Annotated in this window: 16 protein-coding genes and 2 tRNA genes; 11 read left to right on the top strand and 7 right to left on the bottom strand. The window is 64.8% G+C overall.

Going from position 1 to position 14,222, the window contains the following annotated elements; all coding sequences use genetic code 11:
• The first annotated feature begins 111 nt into the window (after nt 1-111).
• Nucleotides 112-1,098, top strand: coding sequence for a methylmalonyl Co-A mutase-associated GTPase MeaB (gene meaB, locus AXZ77_RS05010; protein ID WP_098410290.1), 987 nt, complete (start codon nt 112-114; stop codon nt 1,096-1,098).
• Nucleotides 1,099-1,120: 22 nt separating this feature from the next.
• Here meaB and AXZ77_RS05005 read toward each other — a convergent pair whose 3' ends face one another.
• From AXZ77_RS05005 to AXZ77_RS04985, 5 genes are all read right to left on the bottom strand, one after another.
• On the bottom strand, nt 1,121-1,681 hold the full coding sequence (locus AXZ77_RS05005; RefSeq protein WP_098410289.1) for a copper chaperone PCu(A)C: 561 nt from the start codon (nt 1,679-1,681) through the stop codon (nt 1,121-1,123).
• A 39-nt stretch (nt 1,682-1,720) separates the two neighbouring features.
• Nucleotides 1,721-2,074 carry a hypothetical protein gene (locus tag AXZ77_RS05000; protein ID WP_098410288.1) on the bottom strand — a complete coding sequence of 118 codons (354 nt, stop codon included), beginning with the start codon at nt 2,072-2,074 and terminating at the stop codon, nt 1,721-1,723.
• A gap of 112 nt (nt 2,075-2,186) precedes the next feature.
• Nucleotides 2,187-2,474, bottom strand: a complete 288-nt coding sequence (gene rpmB / locus AXZ77_RS04995; protein WP_098410287.1) for a 50S ribosomal protein L28 — start codon at nt 2,472-2,474, stop codon at nt 2,187-2,189.
• A gap of 182 nt (nt 2,475-2,656) precedes the next feature.
• On the bottom strand, nt 2,657-3,313 hold the full coding sequence (locus AXZ77_RS04990) for a GntR family transcriptional regulator (protein WP_078519736.1): 657 nt from the start codon (nt 3,311-3,313) through the stop codon (nt 2,657-2,659).
• Between the two features lie 31 nt (nt 3,314-3,344).
• A complete protein-coding gene (locus AXZ77_RS04985; RefSeq protein ID WP_098410286.1) occupies nt 3,345-4,040 on the bottom strand; it encodes a M48 family metallopeptidase in 696 nt (231 codons plus the stop codon).
• Between the two features lie 143 nt (nt 4,041-4,183).
• On the opposite strand from AXZ77_RS04985, the gene AXZ77_RS04980 reads away from it, so the two are divergent.
• On the top strand, nt 4,184-4,510 hold the full coding sequence (locus AXZ77_RS04980; protein WP_098410285.1) for an FYDLN acid domain-containing protein: 327 nt from the start codon (nt 4,184-4,186) through the stop codon (nt 4,508-4,510).
• Nucleotides 4,511-4,758: 248 nt separating this feature from the next.
• A tRNA-Ala gene (locus AXZ77_RS04975) sits at nt 4,759-4,834 on the top strand.
• A 411-nt stretch (nt 4,835-5,245) separates the two neighbouring features.
• Here the strand turns inward: AXZ77_RS04975 and AXZ77_RS04970 are convergent.
• A tRNA-Arg gene (locus AXZ77_RS04970) sits at nt 5,246-5,322 on the bottom strand.
• A 146-nt stretch (nt 5,323-5,468) separates the two neighbouring features.
• Entirely contained in the window at nt 5,469-6,893 is a 1,425-nt protein-coding gene (locus AXZ77_RS04965; protein WP_098410284.1) for a HAMP domain-containing sensor histidine kinase, read from the bottom strand.
• A gap of 306 nt (nt 6,894-7,199) precedes the next feature.
• Between AXZ77_RS04965 and rpmH the strand changes: the two genes are divergently transcribed.
• From rpmH to yihA, 8 genes are all read left to right on the top strand, one after another.
• Complete coding sequence (gene rpmH / locus AXZ77_RS04960; protein ID WP_075776231.1) at nt 7,200-7,334, top strand: 50S ribosomal protein L34; 135 nt, start codon at nt 7,200-7,202, stop codon at nt 7,332-7,334.
• 130 nt (nt 7,335-7,464) lie between these two features.
• Nucleotides 7,465-7,893 (top strand): ribonuclease P protein component, encoded by a 429-nt coding sequence (rnpA, locus tag AXZ77_RS04955; RefSeq protein WP_098410283.1) that lies wholly within the window; start codon nt 7,465-7,467, stop codon nt 7,891-7,893.
• Entirely contained in the window at nt 7,890-8,180 is a 291-nt protein-coding gene (gene yidD, locus AXZ77_RS04950; protein WP_083079214.1) for a membrane protein insertion efficiency factor YidD, read from the top strand. Before rnpA ends, yidD begins: the two co-directional genes overlap by 4 nt.
• On the top strand, nt 8,173-9,054 hold the full coding sequence (gene ttcA, locus AXZ77_RS04945; RefSeq protein ID WP_078539799.1) for a tRNA 2-thiocytidine(32) synthetase TtcA: 882 nt from the start codon (nt 8,173-8,175) through the stop codon (nt 9,052-9,054). Before yidD ends, ttcA begins: the two co-directional genes overlap by 8 nt.
• Nucleotides 9,055-9,228: 174 nt before the next feature.
• On the top strand, nt 9,229-10,755 hold the full coding sequence (locus AXZ77_RS04940; protein ID WP_176535965.1) for a bifunctional diguanylate cyclase/phosphodiesterase: 1,527 nt from the start codon (nt 9,229-9,231) through the stop codon (nt 10,753-10,755).
• Nucleotides 10,756-10,946: 191 nt separating this feature from the next.
• Entirely contained in the window at nt 10,947-12,794 is a 1,848-nt protein-coding gene (gene yidC / locus AXZ77_RS04935) for a membrane protein insertase YidC (protein ID WP_098410281.1), read from the top strand.
• Nucleotides 12,791-13,558, top strand: a complete 768-nt coding sequence (locus AXZ77_RS04930; RefSeq protein ID WP_098410280.1) for an MOSC domain-containing protein — start codon at nt 12,791-12,793, stop codon at nt 13,556-13,558. Before yidC ends, AXZ77_RS04930 begins: the two co-directional genes overlap by 4 nt.
• Nucleotides 13,558-14,208 (top strand): ribosome biogenesis GTP-binding protein YihA/YsxC, encoded by a 651-nt coding sequence (gene yihA / locus AXZ77_RS04925; protein WP_098410279.1) that lies wholly within the window; start codon nt 13,558-13,560, stop codon nt 14,206-14,208. Before AXZ77_RS04930 ends, yihA begins: the two co-directional genes overlap by 1 nt.
• Nucleotides 14,209-14,222 lie beyond the last annotated feature (14 nt).

Below are 14,222 nucleotides of genomic sequence, written 5' to 3'. Positions count from 1 at the left end.
ATTTCCCATTGGCTCTGGACATAGGTCGCAGGGTGCAGGCAAGTAACCGTTAAGTCTTCACGTCTGATGTCATTTTTGACACGAATACCCAAAATCAGCGAAAGCCTGCCGATGACCAAACAAAGCCCCGCCGACCTCGCTCCGCGCATTCTGGCCGCCGATCGCCGCGCCCTGGCCCGCGCGATCACGCTGGTGGAATCGGGCCGGGCCGAGCATCGCGCGCAGGCGGTCGAACTCTTGGATACGCTGGCGGGCGAAGGGCGTCAGGCGCTGCGCATCGGGCTTTCGGGCACGCCGGGCGTCGGCAAATCCACCTTCATCGAAGCCTTCGGGATGATGCTGACCGCGAAGGGGCTGAAGGTCGCCGTGCTGGCGGTCGATCCCTCCTCGGCACGCTCGGGCGGCTCGATCCTCGGCGACAAGACCCGGATGGAGCGGCTGTCGCGCGATCCGAACGCTTTCATCCGTCCCTCTCCCTCTCAGGCGCATCTGGGCGGCGTCGCGCGGCGCACCCGCGAGGCGGTGTCTCTGTGCGAGGCGGCGGGCTTCGACGTGGTGCTGATCGAGACCGTGGGTGTCGGTCAGTCCGAGACGCTGGTGGCCGAGATGGTGGACCTGTTCGTGCTGCTGATGGCCCCTGCGGGCGGCGACGAGCTTCAGGGCGTCAAGCGCGGCATCATGGAGATGGCCGACCTGATCTTGGTGAACAAGGCCGATGGCGATCTGAAACCGGCCGCAATGCGGACGGTCTCGGATTACGCGGGCGCGCTGCGGCTGCTGCGCAAGCGGCCTCAGGACCCCGAGGGCTTCCCCAAGGCGCTGCCAGTCTCGGCGATGGAAGAGAACGGGCTGGAGAAGGCCTGGGACGAGATGACCGCGCTGGCCGAATGGCGGCGCGCGAACGGGCATTTCGATCAGCGCCGGGCCGAGCAGGCACGCCACTGGTTCGAGGCCGAGGTGCGCGAGGGGCTGCTTGCGCGGTTGCGCCAGGACCCGGAAATCCGCGCGAAGATGCGCGAGCTTGGCGATGCCGTGGCCAGCGGCGAAAGTGCGGCCTCGGCGGCCGCAGCCGAGATGCTGGAGCAGCTGGGCGGCTGAGCGCCGCCCTGCCCGGCCCCGATCACATATCGCTTTCTTTCTTGTCCATCGTGGGCTCGGTATGTTCCGGCTCCCCGTGGGTAATAGCCTCATGCGAAATCTGGGGATCGGCGACCGGCGCGGCGTCCTGCGACGGTGCGGCAGGCTGATCGCGGTTCAGATCGACCGGGATGTCCACGACCATCAGCCCCGTCTTCTCGAAGCGCAGGTTGAGCGTGACCATGTCGCCTTGATGGAGCGGCTGAACCAGCCCCATGAACATGACGTGATCGCCGCCGCGCTGCAGGACATGCTCACCCTTGGCGGGGATCTCGAAGCCTTCCTTGACCTCGAGCATCTGCATCTCGCCATTCGGCCCCTGCTTGTGGGTATGCAACTCGACGCGCGCGGCGATGTTCGAGCTGACCGAGAGAAGGCGATCGTCGAGATCGGAGATATTCTTGATCTCCATGAAGGCCGCCGCCGACTTCGACATCGGCGTCGAGACCCGGACGTAAGGGTCGATGATCTGGATGGGCTCGGCGGCGAAGGCGGGGAGAGCTGCGGCGATCAGGGCCGCGCTCATCAGGTATTTGCGGATCATGTGCGTCTCCTGTGGGTGTGTTCGTCTGAAAGCTTGGGATCAGACGGGCACGGGTGGTCCGCGGGCGCGCGGCACCACGACGGCCTGCGCCTGCGCGGTCTCGGGCTCGACCGTCTCGACGCTGCGCCCCTCGCCCTTCGGCGGTGTCGGCAGCGCCGGCGCGACTGCAACGGCAGCCATCATCGCCAGCACCATGTCGGGGCAGATATGGGCGGGGCCGGTCGGGTTGCCCTCGGCATCGACGCTGACCGTGGTCACGCCATAGCCGGTGCAGAGCACCACCTCGCCCGCGACGCGCGCCTGACCGCGTGCGACCGCCATCGTCATGCTGGTCATGGCCAGCATGAGCGCCGCGGCGATCCCGATTGGCAGCTTGAAGCGCGTCCTCCACATGGCGCTCACACTAGCGTGACGGCGCAGGGAGGGAAATACGGCAGATCGAGCCGCATAAGCAAAAACCCCGCGCCGAAGCGCGGGGTTTTCGAAACCGTGGATCCGGAAAGGATCAGGCGGCTGCCTGAGCTTTCGCGATCGCTTTCTTGATCTTCAGAGCGTTCACCGACAGGTCCGCATCCTTCGCCTTGGCGAGGAACGCGTCGAGACCGCCGCGGTGGTCAACCGAGCGCAGGCCGGCTGCGGAAACGCGCAGCTTGAAGCTCTGGCCCAGGGTGTCCGAGATCAGGGAGACATCGTTCAGGTTCGGCAGGAAGCGACGACGCGACTTGTTGTTCGCGTGGCTCACTTTGTTGCCCGTCGTGGGGCCCTTGCCGGTCAGTTCGCAAACGCGCGACATGGCATTCTTCCTTCGTTTCTTACCTGGCCGAAGTTACGCGAATCGCGCGCCCGGCCCCAACATGAGAAGGCGCCGCCCGGCAGCGCCCGAAAATCTGTTGGCGCGGAATACGGGCAATGGCGTCTCGCGTCAAGTCGCCCAAGCCGTTTTTATGCCCCTTACACATCGCTTAAGGGGCGGTTTTACCAGCCACGCTGGGCCAGGTGACGCAAACCCTGGGTCACATCGGTGCGCACGGCCAATCGAAGCGCCGGTTCGTCGCCCGCACGCAGCGCCGAGAGAATCATCCGGTGGTGGCGCGGCGGTTCGTTGCGCTGCAGCTTGGTGTAGACCGCGCGCATCGTCGGCCCCAGCTGCAGCCAGACGGTTTCGATCACCGCGAGCATCGCGGGCGCCTGCGCGCGCAGATAGAGCGTACGGTGGAATTCGAGATTGGTGCGGATGTAGCCGACCGCATCCTGTTTCGCGACAGCCTCGGCATTGGCGACGTTGATCGCGCCGAGACGGTCGATCAGCGCGAGGTGGGCGCGCGGCAGGGCGCGGGCCGACAGCTCCGGCTCGATCAGTGCGCGCAGCGCCGCCAGCTCCTCGATCCGCTCGTTCGACAGTTCCGGCGTGGCGACGCGGCCCGAACTCGACAGCGTCAGCGCCCCTTCCGCCACCAACCGCCGCAGCGCCTCGCGCGCGGGGGTCATGGAGACACCGTATTGCTTGCCTAAGCCGCGCAGCGTCAGCGCGGTGCCCGGCAGCAACTCCCCCACCATGATCTGCTGGCGCAAGGCGCGGTAAAGCCGATCATGGGCGGCGGTCTCGATGGGGCGTGTGGAAATCGTGGTCATGCGCTTTTTGTGATCACGTTAGCAGCCGGGGTCAATCTCGAAACCGGATCGCATGCAACGCAGAGCCTTCGCGCTTGAGCCAGGCGCGCTCTGTCTTGAAGCTCGGGCGCAGGGCCTCGACGACGCGCCAGAAGGCGGGCGAGTGATTCATCTCCTCGAGATGCGCGACCTCATGGGCCGCGACGTAGTCGAGCACCTCCGGCGGCGCCATGATCAGCCGCCAGCTATAGGAAAGCGCCCCGGTGGAGCTGCACGAACCCCAGCGCGAGCGCGTATCGCGAATCGTGATCTTGGCAAAGTCGCGCCCGATCTCGGAGGCATAGCGCGTGCTGGCCGCATGCAGCCGCAGACGGGCCGCGTGTTTGAAAAAGGTCTCGACCCGCACCCCCAGCCGTGCCGGGTCTTCGGGCACCAAGAGCCGCGCGCCGTCGATCTTCGGGCTGCGCAACCGTGCGGGCTCCAATGTCAGCATCTGCCCCTCGAACGGGATGCCTTGCCCGAATCGCACCGCCTGCGCGGGCGGAATCGCCCCGAGGGTCTTGCGCAGCCATTCGGTCTGCGAGCGCGCGAAGGCCAAAGCCTCGCGCTCGGACGCACCCCGCGGGATCGTGAGCGCCACGCGGCCGTCCACCCGCGACACCCGCAGAGAGAACCTGCGCGCACGGCCTGAGCGGCGCAGAACCAACTCCACCTCAGGCAGTTCCGGAATGGGGGGCGTGCGGGACAGAAGTTTTCTCCGAAAGGTTCGACAGCGAGAGGCGGCCTGCGGGTCGCGGCCCGGCCAGAAAAGGCACGAAAAGGCTTTGACACCCTGCCCGGCATGTGGCAGGTGGCTGCGACTCTGCTGGATTAAGTGCGCAGGAGAATTCCATGCCGAAAGAGGAATGGGGCGTCAAGCGTCTGTGCCCGCATTGCGCGAGCCGCTTTTACGACCTGAATAACGACCCGATGACCTGCCCGGTCTGCAACAACACCTTTACCCTCGAGGCTCTGACCTCGGGCAGCGGTCGTACGCTTACGACCGACAAGACGTCGTCTCAGAAAGAGGATGGCGTCAGTCTCGAAGATGACGATCTCGACACCGATGACGGTGACGTGGATCTCGACGACGATCTGCTCGACGACGACGACGATGACGACAATGTCTCGCTCGATGACATCGCGGATGTCAGCACCGAGGACAAGGAAGACAACTGATCGGCTGGGCCGCTCGGGACCATTGATCAAGGCGCGACGGGAAACCGTGGCGCCTTTTTCTTTGGCCCGGCGCCCTGCCCCGGCCTGCGGCCTCGCGCCCTGCTTCCGGGTGCAGATGAAGACTGACGTTCGGGAAGGCGAGAGAGACGAAATTTTCGCGCAGTTCGGAGCGAAATTCCTCTTGCGCCGCCGCGGCGCTTTGCCTATACGCCTCCCCACACAGCGGGGCTACCCGCTGGACCTCCGGTGGGGCCATAGCTCAGTTGGGAGAGCGCTTGAATGGCATTCAAGAGGTCAGGGGTTCGACTCCCCTTGGCTCCACCAATACAAACTTCGCGACGTCGAAAACCCCGCCCCTCGTGGCGGGGTTTCGCGTTTCCGAGGGTTTGTTTCTCTGAAAACCGCTGAGCCGCACGCCGCTTCCGACAGACGCCTGAGAGAAGCTCGAGAGGGCATTCCAAGCGTCTTGTCTTTGGATCCCGCCCGGAGAGGACTCAGAGCGTCGATCAGCGCGCGTAGCCACCCTTCGAACACCTCCGCGACACCCCACACCCACGCGCGGCCCGGAGCCCCTCTCGCAGCGCAGCGAGAGCTTGTCCGATGAGACGCACCCAAAGACGACCAAGAGCCCACGACTCAACATGCGCGACCGACAGAGCGCGCAGACCGCAGCAGACAACAGCGCGAACGACAGGCATGGCCTGCGAGGCATTGGCTTTCAGTAGGAGGGGGAAATGGCGGACCCGGGACGATTCGAACGCCCGACCCCTTGATTCGTAGTCAAGTGCTCTATCCAGCTGAGCTACGGGTCCGCTTATGTGGGGCGATGTAACGGCCACGTCGGAGCGATGCAAGAGCAAATTCGAGGCAATTTTGGAAAACCGTCAAAATTTCCGGATGCCCTCGCGGCAGCCTCCCGGATGGGCACGCTCCGCGCGGAACGTAACCCCGCGCAGGCTCAGGAAATTGCGCCCGCGCCCTTCTCGGAGGCGCAATCCAGCGCGATATCCGAGGGCAGGAAGATCCGGAACTCGGTGCCGTTGCCGTCGGTCCGCACCAGGTCCAGACGCCCGCCATGGCCACGAATCAACTCGGCCGCGATGGCGAGACCAAGGCCCGTGCCGCCCGCACGGGTGCCGCCCGTGAACGGCTTGAAGAGGTGTTCGCGCGCGGTCTCCGGCAGGCCGGGGCCGCTATCTTGAACGCGAATCCACCAGCCATCGGCATTCTCGCCTGCCCCGATCTCCACCGTGCCGCTCTGGCCAGTCGCCTCGATCGCCTGTCGCGCGTTGCGCACGAGGTTGTTGAGCACGCGATAGAGCTGCTCGCGGTCGGCGCGGATCACCAGATTCGGTGGCATGTCGGTGACAAAATCGACGAGCGGGCCTTCGCTCGGATGTTCTTCGTTCTCCAGAACCTCCTGCGCCAGCTCGCCGAACATGAAGCGCGACAGCGTCGGCGGCGGCTCCTTGGCCTTGCCGAAGGCGAGCGTCGTTTCGCACAGGTTGATCGCGCGCTCGATCGAGCCGGTCAGCTTGGGCGCCGCGCGCTTCACGCCGGGATCGTCGGAGCTTTCCATCCGATCGGCGAAGAGCTGCGCCGTGGTCAGGATGTTGCGCAGGTCGTGGCTGATCTTAGCGACCGCCTGCCCCAGCTGCGCGAGACGCTCCTTCTGGCGCAGCGACGCGGTGAGCTGCTGCTGCATAGAGGCCAGCGCCTCTTCCGCCACGCGCAGCTCCTCGACGCTGGCCTGCGGAGTTATGATGCGCCGGGCATCCTCGGGCGCGTCCGCGTAAGAAGACATATGCGCGACCAGCCGCTTGATCGGCACAACCATCAGGCGGCGCACCAGAAGGAACAGCAAAACGGCGGTGATCACCGAGAAGACCGCCGAGATCGACAAGAGCCGCAGCCCGTATTCCACCATCGCGATCCGCATCGGTTCGGTCGCGAGCGTCACCTCGATCACGATACCGCCCTTCTGCACCGGCTGACCCAGCACCCGGATCACGCGATCCCCGGAATCGAAGAGCGCGTGGACCGCATCGCGAATCCGCGTCCATTCCGTCGAATCGCGCAGGTCGTAGGTTTCGGTCACCGGAGAGGGAATCGGCGAGGACAGCACCAGCTGCCGCGCCGCGTCTCTGCGCAGCACCACGTTGAAGACGCCCGCATTGGACAGAAGCTCTTTTTCCAGATCGGGCGCGATAGTGGTGTCGGTGGTCAGAAGAGCAAGCGAGGCGATCTGCGCGCGCTCAAGTCGCGTTAGAAGATAGTCTTCGCGGAAATTCGCCAAACCCGGCAAAAGGATCAACGCCTCGGCGAGCACCACGAAAACCGTGGTCAGGATCAGAAAACGTCCTGAAAGAGTGTTCACTTTCATCGCCTATCAAACGCAGGGCCGCCCCACAGGGTCGGCCCGTCCCCTTCAATGTCACTCTTGATGCACCGCTGGTCGGGATGCAAGGATGCCGTCCCCGGCGTCAGCCGCGCTTTGCGCACAAGATAGGCGGCTCGCGCAGAAGGCAAAACCCCGTGAGCGGTCACGATCCGTGCGAAGCGACCGGAAAAGCCCGAAAAAACCCGCTTTCGCGAATTGACTTGCTGGGGAGAGGCCACTAAAGACCGGGCTTCGAAATGCTATCTGGCCTCGAATCCTGTTTCTGGGGCCCGAACCGGAGTGAAAACGATGAAACGCACGTTCCAGCCGTCGAACCTCGTTCGCGCCCGTCGCCACGGCTTCCGCAGCCGCATGGCCACGAAGGGTGGACGCCGGGTTCTCAACGCCCGCCGCGCGAAGGGCCGTAAGCGTCTGTCGGCTTAAGGCCGTCACAGCCGCGACTGGCTTTTGACGCCGCCGGATGCTTTTCGCAGGTCGGGCCCTCGGGTCGGATCGGTGAAAAGACCGGCGGCTTCGCTATTTTGCGTGCCGTTTATTCGCCGGAGGTCCCCTGATGGCCGCCATACGCTCAGATGATCCGACTCGTCCGACCGCGGTTCTGCGGCAGCGGGCGGATTTCCTGAAAGCGGCCTCGGCGCAGCGTAAGGGGATGCCCGGCTTTCTGCTGCAGGCGCGCAAGCGCCGCGAGGGCGAGCCCGTCGCCCCCGATCTGATCCGCGTGGGCTTCACCTGCTCGAAGAAGCTCGGCAATGCGGTGGCGCGCAATCGCGCGAAACGCCGCCTGCGCGAGATCGCGCGGCAGGTTCTGCCCAAGGCGGGTCGGCCGGGCTGGGACTATGTTCTGGTCGGACGCCCCGAGGCGACCGCCACCCGCGACTTCGCCGCCATGCTGGCCGAATTCGAGACCGTGCTCACGGTCATTCACGATTTGCCGATCACCCCGCCGCGGCCGCGCAAACCCAAGGGGAGCAAACGCAAATGAGCCCCCTCGCCCGAATCCTCGCCCTGCCGGTTCATGCCTATCGCCTGCTGCTGAGCCCCTGGATGGGGCATGGCTGCCGCTATCAGCCGACCTGTTCGTCCTATGCGCTCGAAGCGCTCGAACGGCATGGTGCGGTGAAGGGTGGCTGGCTGGCCGGGAAGCGGCTCCTGAGCTGCCACCCCTGGGGCGGGCATGGCTATGATCCGGTGCCCGGGGCCGATCCCGACCATGACGCCGCCCATCGTTGCGCCCATGCGCATGACGCGAAGGACACTCCAGATGCTTGATGACGAAGACAGCCCGATCCATCCGCTTTTCGCAGGCGCGCCCTCGACCACCGAGTTCAAGAAGCTGCGCAAACGCATCGTGCGCGAGACCCGCGAGGCGATCGAGAAATACGGGATGATCGAACGCGGGCAACGCTGGCTGGTCTGCCTCTCGGGCGGCAAGGACAGCTATACGCTTCTGGCCGTGCTGCACGAGCTGCAGTGGCGCGGGCTGCTGCCGGTGGAGTTGCTGGCCTGCAATCTCGATCAGGGTCAGCCGGGGTTCCCCGCGACCGTGCTGCCGGAATTCCTCGAGAAGATGGGCGTGCCGCATCGGATCGAATATCAGGACACCTATTCGATCGTGATGGACAAGGTCCCGCAGGGCCGCACCTATTGCGCGCTGTGCTCGCGGCTGCGGCGTGGCAACCTCTATCGCATCGCGCGCGAGGAAGGGTGCTCGGCGGTCGTGCTGGGCCATCACCGCGACGACATCTTGGAAACCTTCTTCATGAACCTGTTCCACGGCTCGCGCCTTGCGACGATGCCGCCGAAACTGCTGAACGAGGAAGGCGATCTCTTCGTCTATCGCCCGCTGGCCTTCGTCTCCGAGGCCGATTGCGAGAAATTCGCCCGCGCGATGGACTATCCGATCATCCCCTGCGACCTCTGCGGCTCTCAGGACGGGCTGCAGCGCCAGCAGGTGAAGATGATGCTCGACGGCTGGGAGAAGAACGCGCCCGGCCGCCGCAACAAGATGTTCAAGGCGCTGATGAACGCGCGCCCCTCGCATCTGTGCGACCCCTCGATCTTCGATTTCGCGGGGCTCGAGCGCCGCGCGGAGGGTGAAGCGGATTTTAACGAAAACGTCCCGGTTTTGCGCGAGCGCGATTAACCGGCTGAACACCATTGACGTCTAGCCTTGCTGGCGAAGGGGGACCTTGAGGGGCCCGCATGTGCCACGGGGGTAGGTGTCATGGGAAATGACGGGGGCAAGCGCGCCGCCCGCAAATCAGAGCTGCGCGCAAGATATAACGGTAAGCCGGGTCCGGTTCTGCTCCGACGCGAGATGATCGCCTTTTTGCCGGCCTGCGGGCTCGCCCTGCTTTGGGTCGGGCCGGAGGCGATGGTGCTAATCGGTCTGACCGCGATTCTGGTGGGCTGGATGACCCGCCGCCTGCCCGTTCCGGTCGAGATCGACGAGGAAGGATGCGACCCCGCGACCGGCCTGCTGCCGCCGAGTGCCGCGATTGCCGAGATGGCCGCCTCCTTGCAGGATTCGCAGCGGCGCAATCGCCCGACCGGATGCCTGATCCTCGGGCTCGACGCACCCGATCAGGTGCTGCGGCGGTTGCACCCGAAGGAATTCGATCTTCTGCTGCGCCGGATCGGCGAACGGCTTCAGGCGCAATTGCGCAGCGGCGATGTGGTCACGCGCTGGGACGGCGCGCGTTTCGCGGTGCTGCTTCGGCCGACGCCGCGGCTTGGCCTCGAAGGGATGATCCAGCTTTGCGGCCGCCTTCAGGAAGCGGTGAGCGAGCCTTACGTGATTGCCGAGCAGACGCAGGAGATCACCATGCATATCGGTTTTCACCTCGTGGGCCGAAGTGCCGCAGCCCCGGCCTATCGCGACGACGCCGCCTCGCAGGCCAAGGCTGACGCGCGCGCCAACACAGAGGCGGAGGCGGCGCTCTCGCGCGCCGAAACCGCGGCCAACCGCGCGATGCAATCCGGCCCCGGCGCGATCCGCTCCTCCCACTCGGACAAGGTCGCCATGAAAGAGCCGGGCCCGCATCCGCTGTCCGCCAGTGTGGGAGAGGCGCTCGAAGCAGGCCATATCAAGGCGTTTTTCCTGCCGCAGATTTCCACCGACACAGGCGATATCAGCGGGTTTCAGGCGATTCCGCGCTGGCTTCATGCTCAACGCGGGATTCTGACCGAAAGCGAGATACTCCCCGCGATCGAGGCTGCAGGGCTTGGCGCGCGCTTCTCCGAGGTCATGCTTTACGCGGCTTTCGGCGCACTGCGCGACATCGCCCGCGACGGTAGCGATTTCGGCCCGGCCTCGCTTCCTTTCCTGCCCGGGCAGATGAGCGACCCGAAGCTGGCCGAGCGGCTGGCCTGGGAATTCGACCGCTTCGAGATCGCCCCGAACCGGCTGCGGCTGATCGTCCCGCAGGCGATGGTGGCACGGCTCGACGATCCGGTCTGCAGCCATACGCTGCACGCGATCAAGCGCCTCGGCTGCCTGATCGAACTGGCGGGATTCGGCTCCGGCCCCGTCTCGGCGGAGACGATCCGCCAGATCGGGCCGCAGCGGCTGCGCATCCATCGTTCGCTCACGGCAGAGATCGACCACAACACCGAACACCAGCGCCTGACCGCCGCGATCGTGTCGATGGCGGAGGGGCTGGGACTGGAAACGCTCGCCGAAGGGGTGCCGGGGATCGCCGAACACGCGATGCTGTGCCAGTTGGGCTGCTCGGCGGTGCAGGGCCCGGCGATTGCCGCGCCGATGCCGATCAGCGAATTCCTCGAATGGGCGGAACGTCATCGCACCAAGCTCGACGCCACGCCGCAAATCGGCAGGCGTTGAACCATCCCAAAGACCGGGCCGCAGACCGAGTCGCAGACCGGGCTTTGCGACTGCGGACCCCGGATCTGGGCCGAAAGCGTGATGGCAAACCATGCCCGATCCACTGTTTCAAGGGAAAATGGCTTGACCTTTGGCTGCCCCTTCTGTTGAACCCATGCAAGTTTTCGACAGGCTTGTGGAATTAGGGTTTCATGGACAACCAAAACAAGAATCTCATTCTCGCGGTGGTGCTTTCCGCGCTCGTGCTGGGCGTCTGGACCTACTTCTTCCCGCCCACGGAAGACACGACAACAGCACCGAGCCAACCGGTCGCAGAGCAGAGCGCTACGCCCGAAGCCACTGATATCGCACCGAAGACCGCGGCCGACTCCACGGGCGCACCGGTCGATACCGCGACGATGTCGCAGGCCGCGAGCGCCCAATCCCAGAGCGCCGCGCGCATCGAGATCGACACCCCCGCGGTCGAGGGCTCGATCTCGACTCTCGGCGGGCGTTTCGACGACCTCTCGCTCAAGAAATACAAGGAAACGCTGGCCGAGGATTCGCCCGACGTGCGGCTTCTGTCGCCGATCAGCGGCGATACCGGCAATTCGACCCTGCCTTATTACGTCGTCTATGGCTGGCTGCCCGCAGGCGGTCTGCCCGGCGATCAGGTGCCCGGTCCGAACACGGTCTGGACGCAGGTCGGCAACGGCAAACTCACGCCCGACACCCCGGTCACGCTGCAATGGGACAATGGCCATGGCCTGACCTTCCAGCGCGAGATCTCGGTCGACGACAAGTATCTCTTCACGATCAAGCAGTCGGTGCAGAACGGCACCGACGCTGCGGTGAAACTTGCCCCCTACGGCATCATCGCGCGTCACGGCATCCCGCAGGAGCGCCGCGTCTACGTGCTCCACGAAGGCCTCGTGGCGATGGATGACGGCAATCTCGAAGAGATCAAATACAAGAACATCACCAAGCTCGACAACAAGGGCGCCGAGGGTCAGGCCGAGATCAAGCAGGTGCAGGACGCCGGCTGGACGGGCTTCACCGACAAATACTGGCAGACCGTTCTGGCGCCGATCTCGGGCCCGTTCACCTCGGTCGTGAAATATTCGGGCGAGAAGTCCGACATCTACCAGACCGAGACCCGCCTGCCGGTGATCGACGTCGCGCCGGGCGCCAAGGGCGACGCGCAGACCCACCTCTTCGCCGGTGCGAAAGAATGGGAAACCCTGCGCGACTATCAGGACAATGTCCCGATCCCGAAATTCGTCGACTCGCTCGACTGGGGCTGGTTCTACTTCCTCACCAAGCCGATGTTCCGCCTGCTGCACTTCCTGCATGGCGCGATCGGCAACATGGGCTGGGCGATCATCGCACTGACCTTCATCATCAAGCTGATCGTCTTCCCGCTGGCACGGAAGTCCTACATCTCGATGGCGCGCATGAAAGAGCTGCAGCCCGAGATGGAGAAGATGAAGGAAGCCGCTGGCGACGACCGCCAGAAGATGCAGCAGGGCATGATGGAGCTGTATAAGAAGCACAAGGTGAACCCCGCCGCGGGCTGTCTGCCGCTTCTGATCCAGATCCCGATCTTCTTCTCGCTCTATAAGGTGATCTACGTCACGATCGAGCTGTATCACGCGCCGTGGATCGGCTGGATTCACGACCTTTCGGCGCCCGATCCGACCTCGATCCTGAACCTGTTCGGCCTGCTGCCCTTCGCAGCGCCCGATCCGGGCTCGCCGCTCTTCATCCTGTCGCTCGGCATCCTGCCGATCCTGCTGGGTGTGTCGATGTGGTTCCAGCAGCGCCTGAACCCGGCGCCGACGGATAAGACTCAGGCGATGATCTTTGCGTGGATGCCGTGGGTCTTCATGTTCATGCTGGGCAGCTTCGCCTCGGGCCTCGTTCTGTACTGGATCACGAACAACACGATCACGTTCCTCCAGCAGTACACGATCATGTCGATGCACGGGAAACGCCCGGATCTGTTCGGCAATATCAAAGAGAGCTTCCAGCGGAAGAAACCCGCCGAAGAGAAGAAATGAGCGCAACGCTCTCTCGCATCTACCGACATCCGATCAAGTCGATCGGGGTAGAGGAACTAAAGGACGCGTCCCTTGAAGAGGGGCGCGTCTTGCCTTGCGACCGGGAATGGGCGGTACTGCACGAACGCTCCAAGGTCGGCGTCGGTGCGGAAGGGCGCGCGGATGCCTGGGGCAAGAAGATCAACTTCGTGATCGGGCGCTCCGCGCCGGGGCTGATGGGGGTCACGTCGCGGATGCTCGAGAACGGGCACATCCTGCTGGAACATCCCGAGCAATGGCATCTCGAGATCGACCCCGACCGTGAACTCGACCAGCGCAAACTGTTGGAATGGCTGCGTCCGTTCTGGCCCGAGAGCGCGCCGCGCCCAACCGCGCTGGTGCGCGGCCCCGACCGGGCCTTCACCGACGATCCCCTGCCCTATGTCTCGCTGATCGGGCAAGCCTCGCTCGATGATCTCTCGGCCCGGGTGGGCAAGCCGATCGACCGCCGCCGCTTCCGCGCCAATCTCTGGGTCGAGGGCTGGGAGCCTTTCGCGGAGATGGACCTGATCGGCAAGACGGTGCGGATCGGCGAGGCAGAGCTGCAACTGCGCGCCTGTATCGAGCGCTGCCGCGCGACGGACGCCAATATCGAGACGGGCGAACGCGATATCGACATGCTGAGCGAGCTGGAGCGCCATTACGGCCACCATGATCTGGGCGTATTCTGCCTCGTGACGAAACAGGGCCGCATCGCGCGCGGCGACAAGATCGAGGTTCTATGATGGAATTGAAGTTCCCGCTGGCCGAGGCCCCCGACGATTTTTCGCGTGAGCGTGGTCGCAAGCTGTTTGCGGCCCCCGTCGACTTCCTCAAGGGCGTCGTCGCGATGAAGGGGCTGCCGCCCGCCGACCGGATCGAGGTCTGCTTCGCGGGCCGCTCCAATGTCGGCAAGTCGAGCCTGATCAATGCACTGACGAACCGCCGCAACCTCGCGCGGGCGTCGAACACGCCGGGCCGGACGCAGGAGATCAACTATTTCACCACGCAGGACGGCCCCTATCTGGTCGACCTTCCGGGCTATGGGTTCGCGCAGGCCCCTGTCGCGGTGGTCGCGAAGTGGCAGGCGCTGCTGAAGGATTACCTGTCGGGTCGCGCCACGCTGCGCCGCGCCTTCGTGCTGATCGACACGCGCCACGGTGTGAAAGCGGTGGATGAGGAAATCCTGACGCTATTGGACCGCGCCGCCGTCCCCTTCCAGGTCGTGATGACGAAGGCGGACAAGGTCAGCGCGAAGGATTGCGAGAAGGTGCTGGATCAGGTGCGTCAGGCGCTGGCGAAACACCCCGCCGCCTTCCCCGAGATCGTGCTGACCTCGTCCGAGAAGGGCCAAGGGATCGAGACGCTGCGCGCGATCATCGCCGGGCTGGAGTAACCCCCTGCCCGGCT

The sequence above is a fragment of the Thioclava sp. ES.031 genome (assembly GCF_002563775.1).
In the GTDB taxonomy this organism is placed as follows: domain Bacteria; phylum Pseudomonadota; class Alphaproteobacteria; order Rhodobacterales; family Rhodobacteraceae; genus Thioclava.
The sequence above is the reverse complement of the archived record's forward strand: the minus strand, read 5'-3'. Positions and strand labels throughout refer to the sequence as shown.

Excerpts from the sequence above, each read along its gene's own strand:
- meaB (WP_098410290.1), top strand. The coding sequence starts at position 112 with ATGACCAAACAAAGCCCCGCCGACCTCGCTCCGCGCATTCTGGCCGCC.
- AXZ77_RS05005 (WP_098410289.1), bottom strand. The coding sequence starts at position 1,681 with ATGATCCGCAAATACCTGATGAGCGCGGCCCTGATCGCCGCAGCTCTC.
- AXZ77_RS05000 (WP_098410288.1), bottom strand. The coding sequence starts at position 2,074 with ATGTGGAGGACGCGCTTCAAGCTGCCAATCGGGATCGCCGCGGCGCTC.
- rpmB (WP_098410287.1), bottom strand. The coding sequence starts at position 2,474 with ATGTCGCGCGTTTGCGAACTGACCGGCAAGGGCCCCACGACGGGCAAC.
- AXZ77_RS04990 (WP_078519736.1), bottom strand. The coding sequence starts at position 3,313 with ATGACCACGATTTCCACACGCCCCATCGAGACCGCCGCCCATGATCGG.
- AXZ77_RS04980 (WP_098410285.1), top strand. The coding sequence starts at position 4,184 with ATGCCGAAAGAGGAATGGGGCGTCAAGCGTCTGTGCCCGCATTGCGCG.
- AXZ77_RS04965 (WP_098410284.1), bottom strand. The coding sequence starts at position 6,893 with ATGAAAGTGAACACTCTTTCAGGACGTTTTCTGATCCTGACCACGGTT.
- rpmH (WP_075776231.1), top strand. The coding sequence starts at position 7,200 with ATGAAACGCACGTTCCAGCCGTCGAACCTCGTTCGCGCCCGTCGCCAC.
- rnpA (WP_098410283.1), top strand. The coding sequence starts at position 7,465 with ATGGCCGCCATACGCTCAGATGATCCGACTCGTCCGACCGCGGTTCTG.
- yidD (WP_083079214.1), top strand. The coding sequence starts at position 7,890 with ATGAGCCCCCTCGCCCGAATCCTCGCCCTGCCGGTTCATGCCTATCGC.
- ttcA (WP_078539799.1), top strand. The coding sequence starts at position 8,173 with ATGCTTGATGACGAAGACAGCCCGATCCATCCGCTTTTCGCAGGCGCG.
- AXZ77_RS04940 (WP_176535965.1), top strand. The coding sequence starts at position 9,229 with ATGATCGCCTTTTTGCCGGCCTGCGGGCTCGCCCTGCTTTGGGTCGGG.
- yidC (WP_098410281.1), top strand. The coding sequence starts at position 10,947 with ATGGACAACCAAAACAAGAATCTCATTCTCGCGGTGGTGCTTTCCGCG.
- AXZ77_RS04930 (WP_098410280.1), top strand. The coding sequence starts at position 12,791 with ATGAGCGCAACGCTCTCTCGCATCTACCGACATCCGATCAAGTCGATC.
- yihA (WP_098410279.1), top strand. The coding sequence starts at position 13,558 with ATGGAATTGAAGTTCCCGCTGGCCGAGGCCCCCGACGATTTTTCGCGT.